At 62.9% G+C, this 24,294-nt stretch carries 21 protein-coding genes; 18 read left to right on the top strand and 3 right to left on the bottom strand.

Features of this window, described 5'->3' with window-relative positions; genetic code table 11:
* The first annotated feature begins 11 nt into the window (after positions 1 to 11).
* From atpD to lepB, 3 genes are all read left to right on the top strand, one after another.
* Positions 12 to 1,583, top strand: coding sequence for a F0F1 ATP synthase subunit beta (gene atpD / locus EN943_RS17800; RefSeq protein ID WP_164778238.1), 1,572 nt, complete (start codon positions 12 to 14; stop codon positions 1,581 to 1,583).
* Between the two features lie 99 nt (positions 1,584 to 1,682).
* A complete protein-coding gene (locus EN943_RS17795) occupies positions 1,683 to 2,090 on the top strand; it encodes a F0F1 ATP synthase subunit epsilon (protein WP_127413902.1) in 408 nt (135 codons plus the stop codon).
* 410 nt (positions 2,091 to 2,500) lie between these two features.
* The gene (gene lepB / locus EN943_RS17790; protein ID WP_245475887.1) at positions 2,501 to 3,154 is read left to right on the top strand and encodes a signal peptidase I; all 654 of its coding nucleotides are present in this window, start codon (positions 2,501 to 2,503) and stop codon (positions 3,152 to 3,154) included.
* A 36-nt stretch (positions 3,155 to 3,190) separates the two neighbouring features.
* Here lepB and EN943_RS17785 read toward each other — a convergent pair whose 3' ends face one another.
* Positions 3,191 to 4,726, bottom strand: coding sequence for a mannitol dehydrogenase family protein (locus tag EN943_RS17785; protein ID WP_127413900.1), 1,536 nt, complete (start codon positions 4,724 to 4,726; stop codon positions 3,191 to 3,193).
* A 146-nt stretch (positions 4,727 to 4,872) separates the two neighbouring features.
* Here EN943_RS17785 and uxaC point away from each other — a divergent pair, with 146 nt between their 5' ends.
* The 8 genes from uxaC (at position 4,873) to EN943_RS17745 (ending at position 12,072) form a co-directional block, all read left to right on the top strand.
* On the top strand, positions 4,873 to 6,282 hold the full coding sequence (gene uxaC, locus EN943_RS17780; RefSeq protein WP_164778239.1) for a glucuronate isomerase: 1,410 nt from the start codon (positions 4,873 to 4,875) through the stop codon (positions 6,280 to 6,282).
* A gap of 33 nt (positions 6,283 to 6,315) precedes the next feature.
* Positions 6,316 to 7,293, top strand: a complete 978-nt coding sequence (locus tag EN943_RS17775; protein ID WP_127413896.1) for a TRAP transporter substrate-binding protein — start codon at positions 6,316 to 6,318, stop codon at positions 7,291 to 7,293.
* A gap of 72 nt (positions 7,294 to 7,365) precedes the next feature.
* On the top strand, positions 7,366 to 7,956 hold the full coding sequence (locus tag EN943_RS17770; RefSeq protein ID WP_127413894.1) for a TRAP transporter small permease: 591 nt from the start codon (positions 7,366 to 7,368) through the stop codon (positions 7,954 to 7,956).
* 3 nt (positions 7,957 to 7,959) lie between these two features.
* Positions 7,960 to 9,240 (top strand): TRAP transporter large permease, encoded by a 1,281-nt coding sequence (locus EN943_RS17765; protein WP_127413893.1) that lies wholly within the window; start codon positions 7,960 to 7,962, stop codon positions 9,238 to 9,240.
* Between the two features lie 23 nt (positions 9,241 to 9,263).
* Complete coding sequence (locus EN943_RS17760) at positions 9,264 to 10,040, top strand: FadR/GntR family transcriptional regulator (RefSeq protein WP_127413891.1); 777 nt, start codon at positions 9,264 to 9,266, stop codon at positions 10,038 to 10,040.
* A gap of 22 nt (positions 10,041 to 10,062) precedes the next feature.
* On the top strand, positions 10,063 to 10,914 hold the full coding sequence (gene kduI, locus EN943_RS17755) for a 5-dehydro-4-deoxy-D-glucuronate isomerase (RefSeq protein WP_127413889.1): 852 nt from the start codon (positions 10,063 to 10,065) through the stop codon (positions 10,912 to 10,914).
* A complete protein-coding gene (gene kduD / locus EN943_RS17750) occupies positions 10,911 to 11,669 on the top strand; it encodes a 2-dehydro-3-deoxy-D-gluconate 5-dehydrogenase KduD (protein WP_127413887.1) in 759 nt (252 codons plus the stop codon). Before kduI ends, kduD begins: the two co-directional genes overlap by 4 nt.
* A gap of 67 nt (positions 11,670 to 11,736) precedes the next feature.
* The gene (locus EN943_RS17745; RefSeq protein WP_127413885.1) at positions 11,737 to 12,072 is read left to right on the top strand and encodes a cupin domain-containing protein; all 336 of its coding nucleotides are present in this window, start codon (positions 11,737 to 11,739) and stop codon (positions 12,070 to 12,072) included.
* A gap of 270 nt (positions 12,073 to 12,342) precedes the next feature.
* Here EN943_RS17745 and EN943_RS17740 read toward each other — a convergent pair whose 3' ends face one another.
* Complete coding sequence (locus EN943_RS17740; RefSeq protein WP_127413883.1) at positions 12,343 to 13,764, bottom strand: coniferyl aldehyde dehydrogenase; 1,422 nt, start codon at positions 13,762 to 13,764, stop codon at positions 12,343 to 12,345.
* A gap of 446 nt (positions 13,765 to 14,210) precedes the next feature.
* On the opposite strand from EN943_RS17740, the gene EN943_RS17735 reads away from it, so the two are divergent.
* Positions 14,211 to 14,873 carry a sulfotransferase gene (locus EN943_RS17735; protein ID WP_245475886.1) on the top strand — a complete coding sequence of 221 codons (663 nt, stop codon included), beginning with the start codon at positions 14,211 to 14,213 and terminating at the stop codon, positions 14,871 to 14,873.
* Positions 14,873 to 16,717 (top strand): DNA helicase RecQ, encoded by a 1,845-nt coding sequence (recQ, locus tag EN943_RS17730; RefSeq protein ID WP_127413879.1) that lies wholly within the window; start codon positions 14,873 to 14,875, stop codon positions 16,715 to 16,717. The genes EN943_RS17735 and recQ overlap by 1 nt, the downstream gene beginning before the upstream one ends.
* Before the next feature lie 254 nt (positions 16,718 to 16,971).
* On the opposite strand, the gene EN943_RS17725 is transcribed toward recQ, so the two are convergent.
* Positions 16,972 to 17,868, bottom strand: a complete 897-nt coding sequence (locus tag EN943_RS17725) for a LysR family transcriptional regulator (RefSeq protein WP_127413877.1) — start codon at positions 17,866 to 17,868, stop codon at positions 16,972 to 16,974.
* Between the two features lie 229 nt (positions 17,869 to 18,097).
* Between EN943_RS17725 and EN943_RS17720 the strand changes: the two genes are divergently transcribed.
* From EN943_RS17720 to EN943_RS17695, 5 genes are all read left to right on the top strand, one after another.
* Positions 18,098 to 18,832 (top strand): SDR family oxidoreductase, encoded by a 735-nt coding sequence (locus EN943_RS17720; RefSeq protein ID WP_127413875.1) that lies wholly within the window; start codon positions 18,098 to 18,100, stop codon positions 18,830 to 18,832.
* Positions 18,833 to 18,879: 47 nt separating this feature from the next.
* Positions 18,880 to 19,632: a glucose 1-dehydrogenase gene (locus EN943_RS17715; RefSeq protein ID WP_127413874.1), complete on the top strand. Its 753-nt coding sequence runs from the start codon at positions 18,880 to 18,882 to the stop codon at positions 19,630 to 19,632.
* A gap of 91 nt (positions 19,633 to 19,723) precedes the next feature.
* A complete protein-coding gene (locus EN943_RS17710; protein WP_127413872.1) occupies positions 19,724 to 20,323 on the top strand; it encodes an NADPH-dependent F420 reductase in 600 nt (199 codons plus the stop codon).
* A 1,315-nt stretch (positions 20,324 to 21,638) separates the two neighbouring features.
* On the top strand, positions 21,639 to 22,595 hold the full coding sequence (locus EN943_RS17700; RefSeq protein ID WP_063169437.1) for a DUF1403 family protein: 957 nt from the start codon (positions 21,639 to 21,641) through the stop codon (positions 22,593 to 22,595).
* Positions 22,596 to 22,597: 2 nt separating this feature from the next.
* Entirely contained in the window at positions 22,598 to 23,260 is a 663-nt protein-coding gene (locus EN943_RS17695) for an SMC-Scp complex subunit ScpB (protein ID WP_063169436.1), read from the top strand.
* The last annotated feature ends 1,034 nt before the right edge of the window (positions 23,261 to 24,294 follow it).

Raw genomic sequence — 24,294 nt, 5'->3', positions numbered from 1 at the left:
GGGTAAAGACGATGGCGAAAGCAGCGACCCCCCAGAAGGCAGCCCCCAAGGCAGCAGCCGCGAAGACCGCAGCCCCCGTGAAAGCGGCGGCCAAGGCTCCAGCAGCGAAGGCAGCTCCGGCCAAGGCCGCCGCGGCCAAGACATCGGCAGTGGCCAGCAAGGCAACCGGCGTTGTCGGCAAGGTACGTCAGGTCATCGGCGCCGTCGTCGACGTGCAGTTCGGCGATCACCTGCCGGCGATCCTGAACGCGCTCGAGACGACCAATGTCGGCAACCGACTGGTGCTCGAAGTTGCCCAGCATCTGGGTGAAAACACCGTGCGCTGCATCGCCATGGACTCGACCGAAGGTCTGGTGCGCGGTCAGGAAGTGCGCGACACCGGCGCGCCGATCACCGTGCCGGTCGGCCCGGGCATGCTCGGCCGCATCATCAACGTCATCGGCGAGCCGGTCGACGAAGAAGGCCCGGTCGACGCGACCGAAATGCGCTCCATCCACCAGCCGGCTCCGACCTATGTCGAGCAGTCGACGGAAGCACAGATCCTGATCACCGGCATCAAGGTGCTCGACCTCTTGGCTCCCTACGCCAAGGGCGGCAAGATCGGCCTGTTCGGCGGCGCCGGCGTCGGCAAGACCGTGCTGATCCAGGAGCTGATCAACAACATCGCCAAGGCGCATGGCGGCTACTCGGTGTTCGCCGGCGTCGGCGAGCGCACCCGCGAAGGCAACGATCTCTATCACGAGTTCATCGAATCCGGCGTCAACAAGAAGGGCGGCGGCGAAGGCTCCAAGGCCGCACTCGTCTACGGCCAGATGAACGAGCCGCCGGGCGCGCGCGCCCGCGTCGGCCTGACCGGCCTGACGGTTGCGGAATATTTCCGCGACCAGGGCCAGGACGTGCTGTTCTTCGTCGACAACATCTTCCGCTTCACGCAGGCTGGCTCGGAAGTGTCGGCTCTGCTTGGCCGCATCCCGTCGGCGGTGGGCTATCAGCCGACGCTTGCCACCGACATGGGCGCGCTGCAGGAACGCATCACCACCACCACCAAGGGCTCGATCACCTCCGTGCAGGCCATTTACGTGCCGGCCGACGACTTGACCGATCCGGCGCCGGCGACCTCGTTCGCCCACCTTGACGCGACGACGACGCTGAACCGCGCCATCGCCGAAAAGGGCATCTATCCGGCGGTCGATCCGCTGGATTCGACCTCGCGCATGCTCGACCCGCTGGTCGTCGGCGACGAGCATTATGGCGTCGCGCGCCAGGTGCAGTCGATCCTCCAGCGCTACAAGTCGCTGCAGGACATCATCGCCATCCTGGGCATGGACGAACTGTCGGAAGAAGACAAGCAGACCGTGGCCCGCGCCCGCAAGATCGAGCGCTTCCTGTCGCAGCCGTTCTTCGTCGCCGAAGTGTTCACCGGCGCGCCAGGCAAGCTGGTCGACCTCGCCGACACCATCAAGGGCTTCAAGGGCCTCTGCAACGGCGACTACGATCACCTTCCGGAAGCTGCCTTCTACATGGTCGGCGGCATCGAGGAAGCGGTCGAGAAGGCACAGCGCCTGGCGGCTGAAGCGGCGTAATCAAGCGAATAGCGAATAGGGAGTAGCGAATAGGGGATATGGGCCGGCGAATTCTTCTGACTATTCGCCATTCGCTATTCGCTATTCGCTAAATTGATCATGGCTGAAGCTTTCAAGTTCGAACTGGTCTCGCCGGAACGCCTGCTGGTTTCCGAGCAGGTCGAATCCGTCGTCATTCCGGGCGCCGAAGGCGAGATGACCGTGATGGCGCATCACGCCCCGGTCATGACCACGATCAAGCCGGGTGTCGTCACGGTGAAGACCGCGGCGGGCGGTGAAGAACGCTATGTGGTGTTCGGCGGCTTCGCCGACATCGTTCCGGCCGGCTGCACGCTGCTGGCGGAATCGGCTGTGGCCGTGAAGGATGTCGACCGCGCTGATCTCGCGCGCCGCATCCAGGAGGCCAGGGAAGACGCCACTGATGCCAAGGACGACGAGGCCCGCAGCAAGGCGGAACAGTTCCTTAGCCAGCTCACCACGCTGGAAGGCGCTATCCTGCCGGCGTAAAATTCGCTTCAGGTGACTGATTGAAAAGCGGGGCCTTGCCTCGCTTTTTTGTTTGTTGGACAGTCGCGCTGCCTTGGGATGGGGGTGGGTCGATGACGGAAGAAACGGCGCAACGAGAAACAGCCTCGCGATCCCGGTGGTCGACGGCCCTGGTGTCGGCCTTTGGCGGCCCATTCGGCGGATTTCTGTGGATCGGCAGCGGCAAGCTGGCGGTTGTGAGCCTGGTGGTGATCAGCGCCATCGTTTTCGCACTTGCCTACACCGGATTTCCAGTGTTGCCGGGAGCCGATCTTGCCTGGCTGGCCAATTTTTCAGGTATCGGTTCTATGATCCTGGGGGCAGCGCTCGTCGTGCCCTTCGCGCACCGGTTCAAACCGGACAAATGGTATGCGCACGGGTTTTGGGTGCTGATGCTCGTCTTTCTGACATATCCGGCTGTGTTCGCAGTACGCTCTTTCCTGTTCCAGCCGTTTTCGATTTCGTCCGGCAGTATGGTGCCGACATTGCAGGAAGGCGACTATACCTTCGTCTCCAAATTCGCCTACGGCTACAGCCGTTACAGCGTGCCGTTCAACCTGCTGCCGATAGAGGGACGCACATACGGCGCGGAGCCCAAGCGAGGGGATGTCGTGGCGTTCAAATTCCCGCCAGACCCCAGCGTCGATTACATTCAGAGGATCGTCGGTCTTCCCGGAGATAGGATTCAAATGGTCGACGGCGTGCTTCACATCAACGATGTGGCCGTCGGCCTCGAAGAGGCCGGCACGTTCTCATACGAGGAGAGGCCAGCCAAGCTTCAACGGGAGACCTTGCCGGGGGGCGTCAGCCATTTCGTTCTCGACCTGAGCGACAATTCGATTGGCGACAACACGCGCGTGTTCGACGTGCCCGAAGGCCATTATTTCGTGCTGGGCGATAACAGGGACAATGCTTCCGACAGCCGATTCAAGGTCGGCTTCGTTCCCTACGAAAATCTCGTCGGCAAGACCGTGCGATTGTTCTGGAATTCGCAAGGCACGGATTATTCTTCCCGCCAGACGTTGGACGGTTCGGTTACCAAATAGGCCTAAAGCGAGGCCGAACCCGTGCCAGGTCATAGCTCAGGATTGCTCGCTCTGTATGCCAAGCGCGGCGAAGGCCAATGTCGGACCATCCCGCCGCAGGTGGACGAGATGCACGGCCACAAGTTCGATCAACGTCTGGCGTTCGGCATGGTCCCTGGCGAAGCCGGCGAGGTCGAACACCGCGGTCACGGTTTCGTTCGCCGGCAGTTGCTCACTCAAAAGTGCCGTCAGCGCCGCGTCGAGCGGATCGGTGAAATGACCCGCCGGCAAGGTTTTTCCTCGCGCGGCGCAGGCGGCGATCCAGGCCGCCACCACCAGTGTGAGATGGACCAGTTCGGTGCCGGCTTCCAGGCATTCGATGGCGGACGCGATGATGCGCTGCGGCAATTTCTGGCTGCCGTCATTGGCGATCTGCGCCGTGCGATGGGCAAGTGCAGTGTTGGAAAACCGCTCCGCGAGTTCCGCGGTATAGGCGCTCGTGTCCAATCCGGCATCCTCGGGCAGGGTCGGGATGGCTTCGGCCCACAAGGCATCGACGAATTGCCGGATCGCCGGGTCGGCGAAGGCGCGGTCGACGGTGGCATGACCGCTGAGCAGGCCTAGATAGGCGATGGCCGAATGGGAGCCGTTGAGCAGGCGCAGTTTCATGTCCTCGAACGGGCCGACGTCGCGAACCATGGTGACGCCGAATTGTTCCCACGCGGGCCGGCCCGCTGGGAAATTGTCTTCGACCACCCATTGGCAGAACGGCTCGGTCATGACAGGCCAGGCGTCCTCGACGCCGAGTTCTTCAGCGATCCGCGCCCGATCGGCATCCGTGGTTGCCGGCACGATGCGGTCGACCATGCTGGAGGGAAACGCGACTTGGTGGGCGATGTGGTCGGCGATTCCGGCGTCGCTCTTCACGCCAAGCCGGGCATCGCGCAATGCGGCGAATTCGGTCAGCAGCCGATGCAGCGTGGCACCGTTGGCCGGCAGGTTATCGCAACAGAGCACGGTAAAGGGCGGCGTGCCGGCGGCGCGTCGCCGGGCAAGCGCCTCGGTCAGAAAACCATGCGCTGTCTTCGGCATCTGCGGATTGGCCAGATCATGGGCGACATCGGGATGGGCGGTGTCCAATCCGCCGCCCGCCGCCCTCAGATAGGCCTTTTCGGTGATCGTCAGCGTGACGATGCGGGTGCGCGGATCGGTCAGCGTGGCCAGCACCGCGCCCGGATCCTCCGGGGCCACCAGCATCGCACCGATCGAACCGATGACCTGAAGCTTTTCGGTTCCACTGCTTCTGATCGCCAGCGTGTAGAGCCCGTCCTGCGGCGTGAGAGCGCCGCGCGTGTCAGTGCTGCGCAGCGAAACGCCTGTTATGCCCCAATCGGCCTCGCCTGCCGCCAGGCAATCGTCGACATAGGCTGCCTGATGGGCACGATGGAAGGCGCCGACGCCGAGATGCACGATGCCCGGGACGACGCGGCTGCGATCATACGAAGGCGTCGCGATCGAAGCCGGCAGTGCGCGCACCGTCTTCGTGGAAAGGCGTTCGGTCGTCGTGGTGCGACTGGTCTGGTCGGATGACATGAGTGGCCTCGGCAGGGATCGGCAAAGCGGCGTAACATTCGATTTCCCGCCACACAATGGGTCGAAAAGTCATCATACAACAATCTAATTTTTGTATGTTGACATTATTTCTTGCCACCCCTACCGATAGCGGCCCTGGGAGGATGATCGTGGCACTGACCGATGCGGATCTGCTGTTTCCCGCCGAGGCGCATTCGCGCTCGATCGCTCGTGATCTCTATGCCGGGATCAAGGACCTGCCCCTTGTCAGCCCGCATGGTCACACCGATCCGCGCTGGTATGCGCTGAACGAGCCTTTCCCGGATCCGGCGCAACTGCTCATCGTCCCGGACCACTACATCTTCCGTATGCTGTTCAGCCAAGGCATCCGCCTTGAGGATCTCGGCGTGGCGACGCTGGACGGCGCGCCGGTCGAGACCGACGGCAGGACGATTTGGCGGCGTTTTGCCGAACACTATTATCTGTTTCGGGGCACACCGACCCGGCTGTGGTTCGATCATGTGCTTGCCGATCTGTTCGGCATCGACGAACCGCTGACCGCAGCGACCGCCGACCGCCACTACGACACCATCGCGACGCTGCTGCAGTGGGAGAACTTCCGGCCTCGTGCCCTGTTCGAGCGCTTCAACATTGAGGTCATCGCTACCACGGAAGGCGCACTTGACGATCTCCAATGGCACCAGATGATCCGCGACAGCGGCTGGCAGGGCCGCGTTATCACCGCCTATCGGCCGGATGCGGTCGTCGATCCTGATTTCGAAGGGTTTTCAACCAATCTCGACCGGCTCGGCGAGATCACCGGCTGCGACACCGGCAGTTGGGCCGGCTATCTCGACGCGCATCGCCAGCGGCGCGCCTTCTTCAAAAGCTTCGGCGCGACCTCGTCCGACCATGGTCATCCGACGGCCGAGACCGCCAATCTTTCGGATGCGGCGGCGCAAGAGCTGTTCAATCGGGTTCGCCGTGGTTCCGACGACGAGCGCGAGCGAAAACTGTTCCGCGCCCAGATGCTGACCGAGATGGCCAAGATGAGCCTTGACGACGGGCTGGTGCTGCAGATCCATCCCGGCTCCTGGCGCAATCATTCGCCCGCGATCTTCCAGAAATTCGGCCGCGACAAGGGTTTCGATATCCCGACCCGGACCGACTATGTGACGGCGCTGAAGCCGCTGCTCGACTGCGTCGGCCTGGAACGCGACCTCACCGTCATCCTCTTCACGCTCGACGAAACCAGCTATGCGCGCGAACTGGCGCCGCTCGCCGGCGTCTACCCGGCGCTGAAGCTCGGGCCGGCCTGGTGGTTCCACGATAGCCCGGAAGGCATGCGGCGCTTCCGCGAGATGACCACCGAGACGGCAGGCTTCTACAACACCGTCGGTTTCAACGACGACACCCGCGCCTTTCCATCGATCCCGGCGCGTCACGATGTGGCGCGGCGGGTCGACTGCGCGTTCCTGGCGCGTCTCGTCGCCGAGCATCGGCTGCGCGAAGACGAGGCGCATGAACTGGCGCGGGAGCTTGCCTACACGCTTGCGAAGAAGGCGTACCGGCTCTGAACCGGGCGCCCTGATTTTAAAAGGGAGGAAGTCATGTTGCATCTTTCGAAATTGACGGCGGCCACATTCGCCTTCGGCTCACTGCTGGTCGGCATTGCCAACGCCGAAACCGTGCTGCGCTCGGCCGACACGCATCCGGACGGCTACCCGACCGTCGACGCGGTCAAATATATGGGCGAGCTGATCAAGGAGCGGACCAAGGGTGCTTATTCGGTCGAGGTTTATCACTCGGCACAGCTCGGCGAGGAAAAGGACACGATCGAACAGACCCAGGCGGGTGTGCTCGACCTCAACCGCGTCTCGATGGGCCCTTTCAACGGCATCGTGCCGGAGACGGCGGTGCCGTCGCTGCCCTACATCTTCCGCTCGGTCGAGCATATGCGCCATGTCATGGACGGGCCGATCGGCGAGCAGATACTCAAAGCCTTCGAAGCGCACAATCTGGTTGGCCTTGCCTTCTACGATTCCGGCGCACGCTCCTTCTACAACACCAAGAAGGACATCGCCTCGATCGCCGACCTGAAGGGCATGAAGTTCCGCGTCATCCAGTCCGACGTGTTCGTCGACATGGTCAATGCGCTGGGCGCCAACGCCACGCCGATGGCCTACGGCGAGGTCTATTCGGCGCTGGAAACGGGTGTCATCGACGGCGCCGAGAACAACTGGCCGAGTTTCGAATCCGCCAAACACTTCGAGGTCGCCAAGCACTATACGCTCGACCAGCACCAGATCGTGCCCGAGGTTCTGGTGATGTCGAAGGCGAGCTGGGACAAGCTCTCGCCGGAAGACCAGGCGATCGTGCGGCAGGCGGCCAAGGACAGCGTGGTCAAGATGCGCGAATTGTGGGACGCGCAGGAGAAGAAGTCGCGCGACATCGTCGAGAAAGCCGGCGTCAAGGTCAGCGAGATCGACAAGCAGCCGCTGATCGACGCGATGAAGCCGGTTTATGAGAAATATCTCTCCACTCCCGAGCTGAAAGATCTCGCCGCGCGCATCCAGGCGACCGAGTGATTTCTTAGAGATCGGGAGCCTTTGGGCTCCCGATCGCTTGCCCGGCGCAGACCAATCAGAGGAGGGGTATCGATGGCGGACAGGAACGTTACGAGAAGAGGTGCTGCGTCGCTTGCTGAAGCGTCGCCCCTACGACGCTTCAGCGCCATTTTGAGCAGGCTGTGCGACCTGTCTCTCTATCTGGCCGGCATCGGGCTCGTCGCCATGACCGCGCTCGTTGCCTACCAGGTCTTCTCCCGCTTTATCCTCAACGCGTCGCCGAGCTGGACCGAGACCAGCGCCATCATGGTGATGAGCTGGTTTATCTTCCTGGGGGCCGCCGTCGGCGTGCGCGAGAATTTCCATATGGGATTCGACGTGCTGCTCTATGTCCTGCCCGAGGGCAGCAAGGGTGCGCTGCGGACTGTTTCCGACCTCGTCGCGCTGGCCTTCGGCATCGGTATGGTGTGGTACGGGGCCAAGCTGATCGTGCTGACCTGGCAATCGACGATCCCGGCGCTCGGTCTCCCCGGCGGCTTCGACTATCTGCCGTTGACGGCGGGCGGCGCGCTGATCAGCCTGTTTTCGCTGGAGCGCATGATGCTGAGATGGGCCGGGGTCGATGTCGACAAGGATATCAATCTCGAAGAGGTGCCTGAAATGCCAGCCGTGCAGGAAGCCTAGCCCATGGAAATCTGGATCCTGTTTGGCGTCTTCACGCTGCTTATGTTCATCGGCACGCCGATCGCGTTCTGCCTCGGTGCCGCCAGCTTCGCCACTATCGTCTATCTCGGCCTGCCGCCGCTGGTGGTGTTCCAGCGGCTGAATTCCGGCATGAGCGTGTTTTCGCTGATGGCGATCCCGTTCTTCATCTATGCCGGCGACCTGATGGTGCGTGGCGGCATCGCCCAGCGCATCGTTGCCTTCGCCGGCTCGCTGGTCGGTCACATGCGCGGCGGCCTCGGCCAGGTGAACATCATCGCCGCCACCCTGTTCGGCGGCATTTCCGGTTCGGCGGTTGCCGAGGCCGCCGCCGTCGGCGGGTTGATGATCCCGCAGATGAAGGAACGCGGCTATGGCGCCGACTATGCTGTCAACGTGACCTCGATGGCGGCGCTGATCGCGCTTTTGTTGCCGCCCTCGCAGAACATGATCATCTATTCGATTGCCGGCGGCGGCAAGATTTCGATTGCCGACCTGTTCACCGCCGGCATCCTGCCCGGCCTGTTGCTTGCCGTGTCGCTGATGGTCACCGCCTATGTCGTGGCGCGTCGGCGCGGCTATCCGATCGAGCCGTTCCCCGGCTTTGCCAGGGCCGGCCGTCTGTTCCTCATCTCGGTTCCGGGACTGCTGCTTATCGGCATCATCTTCGGCGGCGTCCGCTCGGGCGTCTTCACCGCCAGCGAGAGCTCCTGCATAGCCGTTATCTACGCCCTTCTGGTCACCGTCCTTGGCTATCGCTCGATGCGGTGGAGCGACTTCGTCCACGCCACGATGGGTGCGGTGCGCACCACGGCGATGGTGCTGCTGATCATCGGCATGGCCGCTTCGTTCAGCTGGCTGATGGCCTATCTCAGGGTGCCGGCGGCCTTGATCGCCGGCATGAACGCCATCTCCACCGATCCGCTGGTCGTGCTGTTGTTGCTCAACGTCCTGATGCTGCTGCTTGGCACCTTCATGGACATGGGGCCGATGATCATCATCTGCACGCCGATCTTCCTGCCGCTGGTCACGCATTATGGCGTCGACCCCGTGCATTTCGGCGTCATCACCATCCTCAATCTCGGCATCGGATTGAACACGCCGCCGGTCGGCACCGTGCAGTTTGTCGCTTGCGCGGTCGGCAAGATCACGGTGTGGGAGGCGATGCGCTCGATCTGGCCATTCTATGGCGCTGGTATCGTGGTTCTCGGACTGGTGACTTACATTCCGGCCATCTCGCTCTGGCTGCCGAGTGTCTTCAAATAGAGCGTGTTCAAATAGAGGGCGACATGGCATCGGACACCGCGACCGACCTCAGGGTCGAGAGAAAGCCTAAACTGTCGGAAATCGTGGTCGCAACGATCCGCAAGCAGTTGCAGGCGGGTGAGATCCTGCCTGGCCACAAATTGCCGACCGAAGGCCAGCTGACCGAGACTTTCGGCGTCAGCCGCACCGTCATCCGCGAGGCGCTGGCCAAGCTTGCCGCCGACGGGCTGGTCGAGCCGCGCCAAGGCGCCGGTGTCTTCGTCACCGAGCACATCTCGACGATGTTCGGGGCGCTGGCCGCCGACATGGGCAGCAAGGATTCGATCGCGCTCAACGTGCTTGAGGTGCGCCTCGCGATCGAGATCGAATCGGCCGGGATCGCCGCCATCCGTCGCAACGCCGCGCAGGAGGCAGCGATCCAGGAAGCCTTCTTCGAATTCGAGCGGCTGCTGCTTGCCAGCGAGCCGACCGGTCCGGCCGACCTCGCCTTCCATCGCGCCATCGCCAGCGCTACCAACAACCCGTTCTATGTCGAGATGCTCGACGTGCTCGGCCGGCGCGCCATTCCGTGCGACGTGACCTCGCCCTGGTCGACCGAACTGGTGCAATCCGACAGCTATCAGCGCGGGCTGCAGCGCGAGCATCTGGTGATCCTCAACGCCATCACATCAGGCGATGCCGAGGCCGCGCGCGAGGCGATGCGCGCGCACCTCACCGCCAGCCAGCTGCGTTACCGCGAGCGCCTGCATGCGCGTCAGGCCTTTTATGCCAGTTCGGTCAAGGCCACTGCCGGCGAATGACCAGTTTCAAGTCAGGACGACAATGAACCAGAGCCACACCGACTATACATCCCGCTTTGCCATCGACCCGGCCGCCGCTGCGGCGATGGGAACCGACGAATTGCGTCACAATTTCCACATTGAAAACCTGTTCCAGCCCGGCCGCATCAGCCTGACCTACACGCATTATGACCGCATGATCGTCGGCGGCGTCGTGCCGACGGGTGCGCCGCTGCCGCTGGAAGCGATCAAGCCAACCGGAACAAAAACCTTTCTCGATCGCCGCGAGCTGATCGCCGTCAACATAGGTGGTGCAGGTGTCATCACGGCCGGCGGCCAGCCCTTCGAATTGCAGGCGCGCGACATGCTCTATCTCGGCATGGGCACACAGGATGTGTCCTTCGCTTCGGCTGACAAGGCCGCGCCGGCCAAATTCTATCTGCTCAGCGCGCCCGCTCATCAGACTTATCCGAACCAGCTGATCCGCATCGGCGACGCCAAGCGCCTCGATCTCGGCAGCAAGGACACCTGCAACGAGCGTTCGATCTTCCAGTTCATCCATGCGGATGGCGTGAAGACGTGCCAGCTGGTGGTCGGCATGACCCAGCTGGCACTCGGCTCCATCTGGAACACCATGCCTTGCCATGTGCATGACCGGCGCATGGAGGCCTATCTCTATTTCGACCTGGCCGAGACGGCGCGCGTCTTCCACTTCATGGGCGAGCCAGACGAAACGCGCCATATCGTCATGGGCAACGAGGAGGCCGTGCTGTCGCCGGGCTGGTCAATCCACTCCGGCGCCGGCACTTCCAATTATGCTTTCATCTGGGCGATGGCCGGCGACAATGTCGACTATACCGATGTCGACCCGGTGGCGTTGGGCGATCTGCGGTGAGCGACCCCTTCAGCCTTGCCGGAAAACGTATCCTGGTCACCGGCACCAACACCGGCATCGGCCAGGGCATCGCCGTATCGATCGCGCGCGCCGGGGGCGCGGTGGTCGGCGTCGGCCGCTCGTCGATGGACGACACGGCAGGCATGATCGCCGCGATGGGCGGGCAATTCGAGGCGGTGAGTGCCGACCTTGCCGACACTTCGGCCGCCGGTCCCTTGCTCGACCGCGTCTGGGACGAAAGCGGTCCGCTCGACGGGCTGGTCAACAATGCGGGCATCATCCGCCGCGCCGATGCCGTCGATCTCAGTGAGGCCGATTGGGATGACGTCATGGACGTCAATCTGAAGACGGCTTTTCTGCTCTGCCAGTCCTTCGCCAGGCGCGCTTTGGCCGGTGGGCGGAAAGGCAAGATCGTCAACATCGCCTCGGTGCTGAGTTTCCAGGGCGGCATCCGTGTCGCGTCCTACACCGCCTCGAAGCATGGCGTGCTCGGCATCACCCGGCTGCTCGGGTGCGAATGGGCGGCAAAGGGCATCAACGTCAATGCCATCGCGCCGGGCTATATCGAGACCAACAACACGCAGGCGCTGCGCGCCGATCCCGACCGCAGCGCCGCTATCCTGGCGCGCATCCCGGCCGGTCGCTGGGGCGAGGCGGGCGACATCGGCGATGCCGCCGTGTTCCTGCTGGCGCCGGCGTCGAACTACATGCATGGCGCGGTGGTGCCGGTGGATGGCGGCTGGTTGGCGCGCTAGATTTTGACGCAATTCCGGGCGGAAAACCGTTTCACATTTATCCTGGAATTGCTCTGAGGAGACGACGATGACCGCAAAGATCTTCGCGCATGCCGGCGAGGGCGCCTGGACGGCGACACCGGACGGCAACAGGCGCCGCATTCTCCTGCACACCGACGAGTTGATGCTGGTCGAATTCGGCTTCGACAAGGGTGGCGTCGGCGCCCTGCATTCGCACCCGCACGTCCAGGCAAGCTATGTCGCCGAGGGTCGCTTCGAGGTGACCATCGACGGCCGGACGGAAACCGTCGAGACCGGCGGCAGCTTCATCGTCCCGTCCGGTTTGGTGCACGGCGTCAAGGCGCTCGAAGCGGGGCGGCTGGTCGACAGCTTTACGCCGCACCGGGCCGATTTCCTCATCTAGAGCATTTCACCGTTTCACGGAAACGGTGAGCTGCTCTAACTCTTTGTTTTGACGCAATTCTAGACGGAAAACCGCTTCACACTTTTCCGAGAATTGCTCTAGCGAGGGCAAGAGATCGAGCGGGGAATGACCCGCACCTCAAAAGAGGCGCGGGTCTGTTGCCTGGGCGCTTGTGGCGCCGCGGTACTCAAGACATCACCGCAGGATGAGGACCCTGCCGCACCGTGGTGAAGATAGTCTTAATGCACCGGGGTTGCGTAGCTCGCCCGGTCAGGTGATGTGACGCAGGAGGCTGAAAAGCCGTTCGAACGTCTTGCCGTAGGGCGGGCGCAGCAAGCTTCCCGCGCTCAGCCGCGACTGCATGAAAACCGGTTTCTCCTTGCTGAAGGTGCGAAAGCCCCATTCGCCGTGATAGGCGCCCATGCCGCTGGCGCCGACGCCGCCGAAGGGCTGGTTTTCCTGGACCAGATGCAGCATGCAGTCGTTGACGGTGACGCCGCCGGCAATTGTCTCGTGCAGGATGCGTTGACGGTTGCCGCTGTCGCGGCCGAACCAGTAGAGTGCCAGCGGGCGGTCGGCCCCGTTCACATGGGCGATCGCCTCGTCGATCCCGGTGTATTCTACGATGGGCAGCACCGGCCCAAAGATCTCTTCGCGCATCAGCCGCAGGTTTGCGCCGGCATTGCGGACCAGGGTCGGCAGCAACTTCCGGCTATTGGCGTCAAGTTCCTCGCCGGCGGGGTTGATTTCGGTGACATCGGCGCCGGCGTCACGCGCTTCAGTGACCATGTCGCGCAGGCGCTGGCGGTGCCGGTCGCTGATGATGGCGGTATAGTCGGGGTTATCTAACAAGGTCGGGTAGAGCTTCGCGATCGCCGTTGCGAGCTTGGCAGCGACCATGCCTGCTTGCCCCTTCGGGACCAGAAGATAATCCGGCGCGATACAGGTCTGTCCAGCATTCAACAGCTTGCCGTAGGCAATGCTGGATACTGCCGCGTCGAGGCCGCATGACGGATCGAAGATTGCCGGCGACTTGCCGCCGAGCTCGAGCGTGACCGGGGTCAGGTTGGCTGCCGCGGCAATCGCGACCTGGCGTCCGACCGCGGTCGAGCCGGTGAACAGCAAATGATCGAAAGGCATCGACACGAACGCCTTTCCCATCTCCGCGTCGCCGCTGATGACGCTGAGCTCATCGGGTGCGAAATGCTCGGCAACCAGTTTGGCCAGCAGCGCTGAAAATGCCGGCGTCAATTCGGAAGGTTTTATGAGCACGCGGTTGCCGGCCGCGAGTGCCGCGGTGACCGGCGCGACGGCGAGCTGGAAAGGATAATTCCAGGGCGACACGATGCCGACGACACCGAGCGGCTGCGGGACGAGGCGATTTCTTCCGGGCTGGAACGGCATGGTGGTGGCAACGCGACGCTCCCGCATCCAGCCCCTGAGATGCGACAGCGCGTGGCGGATACCGGCGCGCACGACAAACAGTTCCGCAAGCCGCGTCTCGTGTGCGGAGCGGCCGCTGAAGTCGGCGTCGATGGCCGCACAGATATCGGCCTCGTGCCGCTCGGTGAGCGCGAGCAGGCGTTTGAGGCGATCCTTGCGGACGTCAAAGTTGGGGAAAGGCTGCGCCTCGAAGGCGGCTCGCTGCAGGTGGAACCGCTCGCCGAGAACATCCTGTCTGGTCTGCAGCATCGCGCCCTCCCTGGCTGGCCGGGCCGAGCTTACATCGTGGTGCGTGGCGGAATCCAGCGGGGGTGCAGGTGTCCTAGGGGAAGCCGCTTTCGGATGTGCAGGACATCCGGCTGGCACGCGCAGATGGCCGCATCAACGACAGGTTCCTGCAAAGGAGCGTTGTGGTTGGATGACGGCTGCGCTACTCCAAAGCGTCACGCAGAGAGTCGTCTTGACCGGTTTCCACATCCTCTCCAGTCCACGAAATTCCAGCCCGGTGTCTGCCTGATGCTGATATCGGCGACGAGCATCTTGGCCATGGACCCCAAGCGGCGCGTTTCGCGCCGTGCGGCCCAGCGGAATTGCGGATGAAGGGCGCTCACAGCCTTGAGGCTGCGTTTGGAGCGGCTGCGCGAAGGGTTGTGCGGGAGTTTCTGCGGTTCGTGCCGCTGTCTCTGAAACAGCGCATGCAAAGACGCACATACGCACGCGCGACGCCCGCCAACAGAATTTTCATTTCGGGCTGCGCGCGCAGCGGGACGACGCTGACACAGCGGCTGATGAGGTGTTTCGAGGACATTTTCGTCCATCCGCCCGAAGCGCGATACACAATGCTGGACATGTTGGACCGGCCGGAATCGAACCTCGTCGTCAAGCGCGATGCGCGCGGTTTTGCGCATCTGGCGAAGCTACCTCCCTCCATCGGCTTGATCTATTGCGTGCGCCATCCATTCGACACGCTGACAAGTTCGCATCCACAAACACGCAACGAGCGTCGGTTCCACGTCACGCCGCATCGCTGGCTGGCCGAATACGACGCGCTGATCCGGCTGAAGAAGGCACAGCCGAACCGGCAGATCCTTTTCGTCCGCTACGAAGACATGATCGGCGCGCCCGATGCGCAGCAGGCCAGAATCGCGCAGTCATTCGGAATGACACCGCGCATGCGTTTCAGCGAGGATCCAGACAATCCGATCTGGGTGGCTTCGTTGCGAAAATGGGAACGGAATGAAGAATTCAGGACCTATCTCGGCGGCCTGCCCCCGGCATTTCTCGTCCGCGTCCAGCGTTTCTGCGCTGAGTTTGGCTATGACATGCCAATAAGCACGCCGACCGTGGACGCGCGGTGATGCAGGCACCGGCGGCCCTCGCGACAGAACAGCGAGATCCCAAGCGGCGCGTGCTGAAGGACGTGTTCGGCTTCGATGATTTTCGCCCCGGCCAGGCTGATGTCATGGACGCGCTGCTGGCTGGGCGTCATGTGCTGGCTGTCATGCCGACAGGTGCAGGCAAATCACTCTGCTACCAGGTCCCGGCACTTGTCCTGGGCGGGCTCACCATTGTCGTTTCGCCGCTGGTGGCGCTGATGCAGGATCAGGTCGCCGCCTTGCGGCTTGCCGGCGTGGCGGCCGACACGATCAATTCCTCGATCGACCGCGATGCCAACATCGCCGCATGGCGGCGCGTGGCTTCGGGCCAGACGCGCCTGCTCTATCTCGCGCCGGAGCGGCTGATGACCGAGCGCATGCTCGACGCGCTGGCCAGGCTCGATATCAGTCTGATCGCCGTCGACGAGGCGCATTGCATCTCGCAATGGGGGCCGGCGTTCCGGCGCGAATACGAAGACCTGTCGCGTCTGCGCGGCATCTTTCCCAACGTGCCGATCATCGCGCTGACGGCAACGGCGGACGAAGGCACGCGCACCGACATCGAATCCCGGCTGTTTGCCGAGCGCGTCGAGACCCTGGTGCTGGGCTTCGACCGGCCGAACATCAAGCTTGCCATTGAGGCCAAGCAGGACAGCAAACGCCAGTTGCTGCGCTTCGTCGAGCGTCATCCCGGCCGCAGCGGCATCGTGTATTGCCTGTCGCGCAAGAAGACAGAGGAGATGGCGGCCTTCCTCGAGAAGAACGGCGTCACCGCGCTCGCCTATCATGCCGGCATGAGCAAAGAGGCGCGAGACGCCAACCAGAACAGCTTCATGACCTTGTCCGGTGTCGTCATGGTGGCGACCATCGCCTTCGGCATGGGCATCGACAAGCCTGACGTCGCCTATGTCTTCCACACCGACATGCCGGGCAGCCTGGAGGCCTACTACCAGGAGATCGGCCGCGCCGGCCGCGATGGGCGGGACGCCGAGGCGCATATGCTGTTCGGCCTTGGCGACATCCGCATGCGCCGGATGTTCATCGACGACGAGGATGCGCCGCCCGAGCACAAGAGGCGCTCGCATGGCCGGCTCGACACGCTGATCGGCTATTGCGAGACGGCGCAGTGCCGCCGCCAGGTGCTGCTCGGCTATTTCGGCGAGGAAGCGCAGCCTTGCGGCAATTGCGACACCTGCCTCGACCAGGCACCGCGCGCCGACGGCGGAGCGGAGGCGCGGATCATCCTGACGGCGATCGCGCAGAGCGGTGAGCGTTTCGGTGCAGGCCATGTCATCGACATCCTGCTCGGCCATGAAACCGAGAAGGTGCTTGCCAGGAACCACCAGAGGCTCACGAGTTTCGGCAGCGGTCTGGCGCACAAGAAGGATTTGTGGCTGTCGCTGATCCGGCAGCTCGTCGCCGGCGGGTTCCTGATGCCGGATCCGGCCGGCCATGGCGGCCTCGCCATCGCCGAAAAAGGCCATGCGCTTGGCCGTGGCGAGATGCCGTTCCATTATCGCGTCGAGGTGCGCAGCCGCGCCTTGCGCAAGATGCGAGCGGCCGAGGGTTCGGGCATGAACGCCGAGGGTATCGATGCGTCACTGCTGGCCGCGCTCAAATCCTTGCGCCTGCGCCTCGCCAAGGAGCGCCAGGTGCCGGCCTATGTGGTGTTCTCCGATCGCACGCTGATCGACATGGCCGAGCGCCGCCCGCGCGACCTCGACGCCTTCGCCGAAGTGAATGGGGTTGGGGCGGCAAAGCTGAAGGAGTTCGGCCAGGTTTTTCTGAGTGCGATTGCCGAGCACCAATCCGAAGGCTCGGCCTGAGGTCAGATCAGCGACTGGTCACGCGCCCTGAAGCATAGGGATCTTCGGAGAAGGCATCCGTTCCGAGACCTCCTGTTCCGTCGCCCATTCCTTCACCGCCGTGCCCCCGACGAGACCGATCAGTTCAATGTTCTCTGGCCGGCGAGTCGACAGATCAGGCCCAGACCGAGGTGTTCATCGACTTCATGGCTGAGCATCTGAAACCGCAATAGGTGCCGCTGTCCGCTTATCCACCGCAGGCGACCCGCTAGGCGTCAGTCGCGCGATATGGACAGTCCCGTGAGAAGCGGAGCGTAGGCGGCGAGCCTGCGGGATACGAACTCCGTGAAGAGCCGGACCCGCTTGGTCTTGCGTGTCTCCCCCTGCGTGAGAAGCCAGAGCGTTCCATACATGTGCAGGTCGGTGCCCGGAACTCTCACCAGCAGGGGGTCGGCATCTCCGATGAAGCACGGCAGTGTAGTGATCCCGATCCCTTGCCGTACTGCAACGATCTGCGCTTCGGCGTCCGTGGTCCTGAATGGCACCCCCGTGGTGCAAACCTCACCCGCGCTGGCCCATTCCGGAACTCCATGAACGCTTATGACGATCCACCGGATGGGATCAGGCGCGCCCGTACGCCATGCGGTTAGGCGATCGCGGGACATGTAGACGCCGCCGAAAACCTCCGGTCCCTTCAGGCCGTGAAGATTGAGCGGCAGGGTTTTGCGGTCGTAGACGACGCGGATCGCGACGTCGGCCTCTCGGTTGGTCAGATTTGCCAGCTCGCCGGACGACAGGATTTCCATCTCGATGTCGCGATGCAGGTGCGCGAAATCGGCGAAGTCCGGCATGAGCAGGTGTGTCGCGATGGGCGGTGCCAGCGTCACCCGCAGAAGCCCGCGTACGCTCTGGTCGCGCCCGAAGACGCGCGTCTCCAGCTGGTGCGACGACGCTTCCATCTGGTTCGCGAGCTCGAGGACCTCCTCGCCCGCTGCCGTCAGGCGGTAGCCCGAAGGCAGCTTTTCGAACATCTGCGCCCCGAGGCGTTCCTCGAGCTGGGCGATGCGTCGCAGCACGGTCGAGTGATTCACCCCGAGCTGCGCGCCGGCAGCCCGCACCGAGCCTCCGCGTGCGACGGCTAGAAAGTAGCGAACGTCATCCCAGTCGATCATGGTGCATTCCTGCGCAGTGCAGTGCGACTTGCAAAGCCCCTTCTAACACGCTCAGCCGTCGTTCGCGCGGTCGTCGCGGCGTTCAACTATCTAACTGGATCGTTTTTGCACCGCCGATGTGCGCGATTGCGCACTCACCGCTCGACTTCGGCGAACCCATCTTGGGGCTCTCGCGGGGCTTCCCCGTACAGCCAAAGACACGAGACGGCGAAACAAAGGATGCATGAACATGAACAGACTGACTGGAAAGACCGCTGTGATAACTGGCGGCGCTACGGGCATCGGCCGCGCCGCGGCAAAGCGCTTCATCGAGGAGGGCGCCTTCGTCTTCATCTTCGGCCGCCGACAGGAAGCGCTCGACGCCGCCGTGGCGGACCTCGGGCCCAACGCCCGCGCGGTGAAGGGCTCGGTCTCGGATGAGGCCGACCTCGGCCGACTCTACGCTGCGGTGAAGGCCGAGCGCGGAAGCCTCGACATCGTCTTCGCCAATGCCGGGGCCGGAGGCCCGCTTCCGCTCGGCCAGATCACCGCCAAGCACATTGACGACACCTTCGACACCAATGTGAAGGGTACGATCTTCACGGTCCAGAAGGCGTTGCCGCTGATGGGCCAGGGCGGCTCGATCATCCTGACCGGATCGAGTGCCGGCACCACCGGCGCTCCGGGATTCACTGCCTATAGCGCGAGCAAGGCGGCAGTGCGCAACCTCGCGCGGACCTGGGCGGAAGACCTGAAGGGCACGGGCATCCGCGTAAACGTGCTGTCGCCCGGGGCGACGGCGACCGAACTCGCGAAGGAGGCGTTGGGCGAGGAAGGCCAGAAGGCTTACGGCGCAATGACTCCGCTCCAGCGCATGGCCGATCCGGCGGAGATCGGGGCCGTGGCCGCCTTCCTCGCATCGTCGGACAGCAGCTTCATGACCGCCAGCGAGGTCGCCGTTGACGGCGGCCTGGCGCAACTCTGACCCGTCGCGATCCCGCGTCCGGGCAACGCAACGAAGGATAGAACATCATGAAAAGACTTGAAGGCAAGGTCGCAGTCATCACGGGCGGAAGCAGCGGGATCGGGCTGGCCACCGCCAAGCGCTTCGTGGAGGAAGGTGCGCACGTCGTGATCACCGGGCGACGGGACAAAGAGTTGAAGGAGGCTGCGGCTTTCATCGAGAGAAACGTTACGGCGGTCGTGGGTGACGTGTCGCGCTTGGAGGACCTGGACCGGCTGTATGCCGTCGTGAAGGAGAAACATGGTCGGATCGACATTCTATTTGCAAACGCGGGCGCCGGAACAATCGCGCCGCTCGCGGTCGCTACCGAGGCCCACTTTGACCAGACCTTCGACGTGAACGTAAAGGGGCTGTTCTTCACGGTGCAGAAGGCCCTTCCCCTCTTCAAAGACGGCGGTTCGATTATTCTGAATTCTTCGGTTTCGAACGTGTTGGGGTTGCCAGGGTTCAGCACATACGCCGCGAGCAAGGCGGCAGTGCGCAACTTCTCGCGCGCTTGGACTCTAGAGCTGAAAGACCGCAAAATCCGGGTGAATACGATGAGCCCAGGAGCAATCGAAACCCCAGCCTTGGAAACAACAACAGGCCTTACCCCTGAGCAAGCAGAGCAAGCCGTCGCCCAGTTTGCTTCACAGATCCCAATGGGTCGCAGGGGCAAGCCAGAGGAAATCGCGGCTGCTGTCACGTTCCTCGCCTCCGATGACAGTTCTTACATCACCGGTGTGGATCTCGCCGTTGATGGAGGCATGGCGCAGGTCTGACCCCGGCGCGGTCCCGTGGCTGGCCCTTCAGCCCCGCCAGTAGTGACCCCGCTTCTTAAACTTGCTTCCAACACTAGATAGGAGAAAATATATGAGCTACGCAATTATCGGCTTCGGCAAGATCGGGCAGGCTCTTGCCAAGGCATTTGCCCGCAAGGGCATCGAAGTGTCCGTGGCAACCACGCGCGACCCGGAAAGCTTTGCATCTGACGCGGCCGCAATCGGACCCACGATCATCCCGAAAACACTGGCGGACGCCGTCAAGGCGGACATCATCTTTTTGGCTGTCCGCTTTGAATCGCACCCGGATGTCGCGAAGGCGCTGCCAAGCTGGGAAGGCAAGACGATCATCGACGCGACGAACGTGTTTCCAGTCCCTGAAGAGCTGGACGGTCTGCCGTCCTCCGCCTTCGTCGCGAAGGCATTCACTGGCGCCAAGCTCGTCAAAGGGTTCAATCACCTGATTGCGGCCACTCTGGCTGCCGATCCGATCGTCGAGGGCGGCCACCGGGTCGTCTTTCTGTCGAGCGACGACGAGGACGCGATCGCCCCCGTGGCGGACTTGGCCAAACAACTCGGGTTCGCACCGGTCAAGCTGGGAAAGCTCAACGAGGGCGGCGCACTGGTGCACGCACGCGGCCGCACTTGGGGCCAGCTGATCTTCCAAGACCTGTTCAAGAAGGAGCAGTAACGGCTTTATCGTGCACCGACAGAGTGGCAGGTGTTCGACACCGGCCACATCGTCAGCATCGAGCCGAGCGCGCAAAGTGACGCGCTTGAAAGCGGCTTACATCTGCCTGGGATCCTTCGGCCGACATGTGCCGGCCACCCATGAACCGTAGTTGAATAGCTGATGTCCCAGCCGGCATCGCGTCTGTTGGAAGTTACCTCACGACCGCCCGCGCGGATGGGTCCGAAGCCACCCGCCATCCGAGCCTTTGTAATTTCCCATGACGCGATAATTGCAGTTATTTACGACGAAGTTGCCGTCCATCGATACGCATGCCGATGCGACAGTGGAAAGACTGAAGAAGGCCGCGCCGGCGACTGTGATGGCGAGAGGGGCTTTGCGCATAGTGGTCTCCTAACTGGTTGAGCGAACCAACCGTACGAGATCTCGGGCCGGGCCTCTTCCCCCATTTGGGCTACACCGGCTGGTAAATTCACAGCGGCATGGCTGCCGCTTGCGGACAGAAAGCCATGGGCGGAGATGCCGAATGGGCCTGCCGAAGCTTACGGCCTCCGTGAAAGCCAGAGTGCCCGGCTCGGGCGGCTTTGTCCTATTGGCTGCGCGATATGCGGCAGGCGGCCCAGGAGATGTCCGGTTTCTCGGGATTGAATGGCGGAGAGGGAGGGATTCCCTTTCACCTCTATGATACTGAAAATACTAGTCTTTTCGCGCTTTTTGTTACACAGTTTGTTACACAGCTACAACTACGATTTATAACCGCTCTAAGCTCGCAGCTTTTGGGCTCGCCTGCCCAATCCATCCGATCTGTCGAAACCGATGGCTTGTAGGACACTCCCGCGTGTGTACGTTGGGGCTTGGGTCAGAAGGTGACCCACAGCAAAGACGGGAGCGCCGCAGCGCAAAAGATCTCATCGGTCAAGGAACAGATAGTGAAGTAGCCTGTGACAATCGGCGCCAGCATCACCTCCAAAGCCGACCAGGAAAAACCCGCAAAAAACGTCGCCCTCAGATACCCCGTCGGCAATGAATATGGGACCGAAGTTGCGCGGCAGATCGGGCGTTAGATGCCTTCATGACATCTGAACCTGAGCAGGCTCCTACGCCGCGAGCCGGCACATTTCCGAACGGAGTTTCGTCCGGCTGCGCAAAAAGGTGCCCTGTCGAGACTTACTTGTTGGCCAAATGGCTTAGCAGGGACGAACTCGTGAAGAGATTGATAATGCAACACTATCAGTCGTTGTGCTGATCCGACAGGCTGTGCGTTTTGGCACGAAAATCATGGCGAAAAGCGCACCGGCACTTTACTCTCCAAATTATGATTCGCCTCGATCCCGCGACCGCCAGCTCCTCTGCGCCGCCCTCCGTTCCCGCGTGGGCGATCACAAGCGCCGGCGCGCCGAGTGACGGCGACGCCGCCTTCCGGGCCGGCGCCGCCCTGGGTGCCCTCGACACGCTCGCCCGCGCGCAGGCAGCCTGGGCCGGCGCTTGGCGGCAGCGGCTGGCGGTTCGCTGCGCCGCCTCCAGCATGCGGCTCGCCGGCCGCGCCGAGGATGCGGCCGCCTTGCGCGATGCCTGGCATTTGCGTCCCCTACGTGCTGACCCCGGTCCCGCAGGCGCCGTCTTTGGCGCCTGGCGGCAGTTGGCCAGGCAGCCGCCCGCCGCTACGCCCGGCCGGCTCGGGAAGATACTCGACCAGCTTGGCCTCCATTGGGACGGCGCCGCGCTCGCCGACCTTTGCACGCAGATCGAAAAACTCGGGGTATCCCAGCGGTCGGCGCCATTCGACGCCGCGGCGATCGCCGCTGAGGTCGTCGCCATGCGTCCCGATGCCGAAGTCTTTGGCTGGTGGCTCGCCGACCTGGTACTGGCGCAACGCCTGGGCTGGCCGCAGCCCCTGCCGCTCCTAATGGCGCAGGGTTTTGGACCATCTTTCCGCACCGAGGCCGGCGGTGGCCGGCGCATCCGGCCCGGGGACAAGAATTTTGAGCGGGCGGTTTGCATCGCGCTCGTCGCGGCCGCCGCGGACGCTTGTCGGTTGGCCGCCGAGCTGTCGCGCCGGGCCGAAAAACTCCTGGCGGTGGCGCCGAAACTGCGCGCCAAAGGCGCCGGCGACGTAATCTTTCTGCTGCTCAGTGAAGACGCCGTGTCCGGATCGCTGACGACGGACAATCTGTCGCGCTTTGCATCGCGACGGCTGTTCGAACGGCTGCAGCAACTGGAGGTCGTGCGCGAGCTCTCCGGCCGCCCCACATTCCGGCTGTTCGGGCTGTAGCGATGAGCGAAGCGTCCGCCCGCCGCAAGCCAAACGATCAGCCGGCGCTGCTCGACACCGAACTGGAACATCTGCCGCCGGAGCTGCGCTGGTGCGAATGGATGGCCCGCGTCGAAGCGGTGATCTTTGCGGCAAATGAACCGGTGACACGTAGTGTCCTCGCGCGGGTGGTGGGAAAAAACTGCAATATCGAGCTGATCATCGACGACATTCGCGCCGAACTCGCCGGCCGCCCTTACGAGCTGGTCGCGGTCGCCGGCGGCTGGCAGCACCGGACCAAAAAGGTTTTTGGCGACGCCATTCACGCAGCCTTCGGCACGGCAGCGGGCGAGGGAGCAAAAGAACTGTCGCAGGCGGAGGCGCTTGTCTTGATGTGCATTGCCTATTTCCAGCCGATCACCCGTGGCGAGCTGTCGAGCTTTTTCGGCAAGGAGGTGTCACGTGACCTGATCGGCGTGCTGCGCGCTGAGCAGCTGGTCGCCTCGGGGCCGCGCAGCCCGCAGCCGGGCGCGCCCTACACCTATGTGACGACCAAAACTTTTCTGTCGCAGTTCGGGCTCGACACGCTGCGCCAGCTGCCGGATTTCGAGGCGCTCGAGGACGCCGGGCTGCTGTCGAAGGAGAAGCTGCTGGATCATCCCAGGGTTTGCAGATATCGACGATGATGGCGCCAGCGCCGCGCTCGACGAATAGATGATCCCATCACGGCGGGACACACGCGATCTCGCCGCTCGTCACATAGAAGATTGCGCCACGCACGCCGTCTGGTCTCGCCGGCTGGGTCCTTCGCGTGACGGAAGGGAGGTGGCGGCACGCGTCCGCTTGTCGATGAAGGATAAGCGAACAGGCAATTGATCGAGCCTGGTCGCACATGTCGATCACCATTGAGAGCTCTCGAAGGGAGAAAGTTCAATTGAACCACGTCTACCTTGAGCTTCTCGCGACGATTGAGGCGTTAAGATCCAGCCCATCGGGGCGACCATTCAGACGCTGATGGACAAGGTTCGCGACCTTTCACAGACGATCAAAGCCCTGAAAGACGATCTCCACCAGACAGCCGGCTATGGCCTGCTAAGAACCTAGCCAGCCGGCGAGTGCCCATCCCGGCCATTGTCAGCGAGGCGGCCATCCCAACAAGATCGCCTTGCCGCCACCGCCAATGGCGGATGCTGACAGCAGCGCCATAAGAACGCCAACGTAGATGGGGAAGATCATCCTCGGGCTATTCGTCCTTCCAAATGACAGTCTTCCCCCGAAAATCCCAATGAAATTTGAGGTTGGCTTTCAGTACCTCGGTGGGGATCCTCGGCTCGATCGCTGTGTGGAGAGCGTTATACGTTTCTCGGCAGAAGCTCGGCGGCGGGACATTCAGCTTGTACCCCGACGGGTACCTAAAATCTTGCTGAGAATTCATCAGGTCAAGGTTGTTGGCAATCATCTTCACGTTCCCAATCGGCGGCATTCCTAGGGCCACTGCGGCTTCGTAAATGTCCTCGATCTTGTGACCGAAGCCGAGCCGGAGACCGCGTTTCGACACGCCCTTTGAAGCTAGATACGCTTTCAAGAGGAGTTCTAGGTGTGAGCTTTCGAGAGGTTGTCCATTCGGACCGGACCGAGGAGACTGGAGTTACCACGCTTCAGCATCCATCGGAGGGTCCGAATGAACATCCACAAGAATGCCCGTCTCACACCGCTGCGT

It is taken from the genome of Mesorhizobium sp. M7A.F.Ca.US.006.01.1.1, from assembly GCF_003997935.1.
In the GTDB taxonomy this organism is placed as follows: Bacteria; Pseudomonadota; Alphaproteobacteria; order Rhizobiales; family Rhizobiaceae; genus Mesorhizobium.
The sequence above is the reverse complement of the archived record's forward strand: the minus strand, read 5'-3'. Positions and strand labels throughout refer to the sequence as shown.

Coding starts and splice junctions, on each gene's coding strand:
- EN943_RS17775 (WP_127413896.1), top strand. CDS start 6,316: ATGTTGCATCTTTCGAAATTGACGGCGGCCACATTCGCCTTCGGCTCA.
- recQ (WP_127413879.1), top strand. CDS start 14,873: ATGCAGGCACCGGCGGCCCTCGCGACAGAACAGCGAGATCCCAAGCGG.
- EN943_RS17700 (WP_063169437.1), top strand. CDS start 21,639: ATGATTCGCCTCGATCCCGCGACCGCCAGCTCCTCTGCGCCGCCCTCC.
- EN943_RS17725 (WP_127413877.1), bottom strand. CDS start 17,868: ATGATCGACTGGGATGACGTTCGCTACTTTCTAGCCGTCGCACGCGGA.
- EN943_RS17695 (WP_063169436.1), top strand. CDS start 22,598: ATGAGCGAAGCGTCCGCCCGCCGCAAGCCAAACGATCAGCCGGCGCTG.
- EN943_RS17735 (WP_245475886.1), top strand. CDS start 14,211: ATGCAAAGACGCACATACGCACGCGCGACGCCCGCCAACAGAATTTTC.
- lepB (WP_245475887.1), top strand. CDS start 2,501: ATGCTCGTCTTTCTGACATATCCGGCTGTGTTCGCAGTACGCTCTTTC.
- EN943_RS17715 (WP_127413874.1), top strand. CDS start 18,880: ATGAAAAGACTTGAAGGCAAGGTCGCAGTCATCACGGGCGGAAGCAGC.
- atpD (WP_164778238.1), top strand. CDS start 12: ATGGCGAAAGCAGCGACCCCCCAGAAGGCAGCCCCCAAGGCAGCAGCC.
- kduI (WP_127413889.1), top strand. CDS start 10,063: ATGAACCAGAGCCACACCGACTATACATCCCGCTTTGCCATCGACCCG.
- EN943_RS17785 (WP_127413900.1), bottom strand. CDS start 4,726: ATGTCATCCGACCAGACCAGTCGCACCACGACGACCGAACGCCTTTCC.
- EN943_RS17710 (WP_127413872.1), top strand. CDS start 19,724: ATGAGCTACGCAATTATCGGCTTCGGCAAGATCGGGCAGGCTCTTGCC.
- EN943_RS17795 (WP_127413902.1), top strand. CDS start 1,683: ATGGCTGAAGCTTTCAAGTTCGAACTGGTCTCGCCGGAACGCCTGCTG.
- EN943_RS17740 (WP_127413883.1), bottom strand. CDS start 13,764: ATGCTGCAGACCAGACAGGATGTTCTCGGCGAGCGGTTCCACCTGCAG.
- EN943_RS17745 (WP_127413885.1), top strand. CDS start 11,737: ATGACCGCAAAGATCTTCGCGCATGCCGGCGAGGGCGCCTGGACGGCG.
- EN943_RS17765 (WP_127413893.1), top strand. CDS start 7,960: ATGGAAATCTGGATCCTGTTTGGCGTCTTCACGCTGCTTATGTTCATC.
- EN943_RS17770 (WP_127413894.1), top strand. CDS start 7,366: ATGGCGGACAGGAACGTTACGAGAAGAGGTGCTGCGTCGCTTGCTGAA.
- EN943_RS17760 (WP_127413891.1), top strand. CDS start 9,264: ATGGCATCGGACACCGCGACCGACCTCAGGGTCGAGAGAAAGCCTAAA.
- EN943_RS17720 (WP_127413875.1), top strand. CDS start 18,098: ATGAACAGACTGACTGGAAAGACCGCTGTGATAACTGGCGGCGCTACG.